The following is a 247-nucleotide window of genomic DNA, read 5'->3' as shown; positions in this document are numbered from 1 at the left end:
GGCGAGACGCGACGGGCCATGAATGGTTGGTTGCAAGAGCATCGCATGAGTTTCGACAAGGCCTCTCGGGTCGATGGTATCGCGCATGCCAACGTGCAGCCTGCGCCGGGCGAGCGCGTCGAAGGCGTGCTGTACGAGCTGCTCGAGGCCGAGCAGATCACGCTGATGGACCCCTTCGAAGGCCGCCCGCATGAATATGAGCGTTTCCTTCATCCCATCGTCACCCGTGAAGGCGTGATCGACGCCT

At 62.3% G+C, this 247-nt stretch carries 1 protein-coding gene; it reads left to right on the top strand.

Going from position 1 to position 247, the window contains the following annotated elements; translation table 11 throughout:
• Positions 1 to 45 precede the first annotated feature (45 nt).
• Positions 46 to 247, top strand: a 202-nt coding sequence (locus R0J88_RS22515; RefSeq protein ID WP_410901246.1) for a gamma-glutamylcyclotransferase, incomplete at its 3' end; no start/stop codon positions are given.

Origin of the sequence: Pseudoalteromonas sp. SIMBA_162 (genome assembly GCF_046535955.1) — a bacterium.
Lineage (GTDB): Bacteria > Pseudomonadota > Gammaproteobacteria > Enterobacterales > Alteromonadaceae > Pseudoalteromonas > Pseudoalteromonas marina.
This window is presented reverse-complemented; position numbering and strand designations above follow the sequence as displayed.